Origin of the sequence: Actinoalloteichus spitiensis RMV-1378, assembly GCF_000239155.1 — a bacterium.
GTDB classification, from domain to species: domain Bacteria; phylum Actinomycetota; class Actinomycetes; order Mycobacteriales; family Pseudonocardiaceae; genus Actinoalloteichus_B; species Actinoalloteichus_B spitiensis.
Window position 1 is genome coordinate 1 of the sequence record NZ_AGVX02000733.1, and the last position, 1,666, is coordinate 1,666.

Sequence of the window (1,666 nt, forward strand, 5' to 3'; positions counted from 1 at the left end):
GGCCGCCCGCCGTTCGACACCGTCCTGGTCGCCAACCGGGGCGAGATCGCGCTCCGCGTCATCCGCAGCTGCCGTGAACTGGGCATCCGCACCGTCGTGGCCCACTCGGCGGCCGACGACGAGTCGGCGGCCGTGCGGGCGGCGGACGCGTCGGTGCGGATCGGGCCGGGTCCCTCCCGACGCAGCTACCTGTACGCGCCGGCGCTCGTCGAGGCGGCCTTGAGCACCGGCGCGCAGGCCGTGCACCCCGGGTACGGGTTCCTGTCCGAGGACCCGGACTTCGCCGAGATCTGCGCCGCCAACGGTCTCGTCTTCGTCGGCCCCCGGCCGGAGGTGATGGCCGAGCTGGGCGACAAGGCCCTGGCCAGAAGACGGATGACCGCCGCCGGCCTGCCCGTGTTGCCGGGCACCACCGAAGCGGTGCGGGGCACCGACGAGATCGTGGAGGTCGCCAGCGAGATCGGTTTTCCCCTGATCATCAAGGCCTCCGCCGGCGGCGGGGGGCGGGGCATGGCGGTGGTCCGCGACGCCGAGGACCTGGTGCCCACCTACCGGGCCACCCGGGCGGCCGCGCGCGGCACCTTCGGTGACGACAGCGTCTACGTGGAGCGGTACTGGGACCGGGCCCGGCACGTCGAGGTGCAGGTCCTCGCCGACACCCACGGCACCGTGCTGCACCTGGGGGAGCGGGACTGCTCGGTGCAGCGCCGGCACCAGAAGTTGGTGGAGGAGAGCCCGGCTCCCGGGCTGTCCGCCGACGTGCGGGCCCGGTTGTGCGAGTACGCGGTGCGGGGGGCGCGGGCGGTCGGCTACACGGGTGCGGGCACCTTCGAGTTCCTCGTGCAGGGCGAGGAGGTCGCGTTCATCGAGATGAACTGCCGCATCCAGGTGGAGCACCCGGTCACCGAGATGGTGACCGGTGTCGACCTCGTCCGGGAACAGCTCATGGTCGCCGCCGGCCACCCGGTGAGCCTGTCGCAGCGGGAGATCGTGCCGCGCGGGGTGGCGGTGGAGTGCCGGGTCAACGCCGAGGACCCCGACCTCGACTTCGCGCCCCGACCGGGACTGGTCAGCGAGTTCGTGCCGCCCGGCGGTCCCTTCGTGCGCGTGGACACCGCGGCCTACCCGGGGTGGCGGGTGCCCACCGAGTACGACTCGCTGCTGGCGAAGGTCGTCGTCTGGGGACCGGACCGGGCCCAGGCGTTGTCCAGAATGGACCGCGCGTTGCGTGAGTTCCGGGTGGACGGGCCGGGCCTGCGCACCACGGTCGGGGTGCTGCGGCGGGTGATCGCCGAACCGGCGTTCCGCGCGGGGACGCACACCACCGCGCTGCTCGCCGGCGGTGTCGACCGGCTGCCGGTGGTGGAGCCGGGGTGAGCCTCGCCCGCCTCCGCGCTCCGCTGCGGGGGCGGGCACCACCCGGCCGCCGTCCGGTCCTCCCCTGGTGCGCAGGGGGACGGCAGGGCCGCGCGTTCCGGGTGGTCCTTGCGCGCCGCGCGCGGATGGGCCACCCGGCCACCGGTGCTCGCGGCCCTCGCAGCGCCCGCCCGCCCGGGAACCGGGGCCGGTGCCCCCTGGTCGTTGGACGGCGGCGGCCGGGCACCTCACCGGCCGGCGCCCCGGGCACCCGCCGGGGGGGCGGAGACACCGCCCGCGTGGTGCCCCC

General features: G+C 75.7%; 1 protein-coding gene. It reads left to right on the plus strand.

The genetic code is table 11. From position 1 onward, the window contains the following. Positions 1–1,377: acetyl-CoA carboxylase biotin carboxylase subunit (locus ACTIDRAF_RS31130; RefSeq protein ID WP_016701335.1), on the plus strand; the 1,377-nt coding region annotated here is incomplete at its 5' end. Between the last annotated feature and the right edge of the window lie 289 nt (positions 1,378–1,666).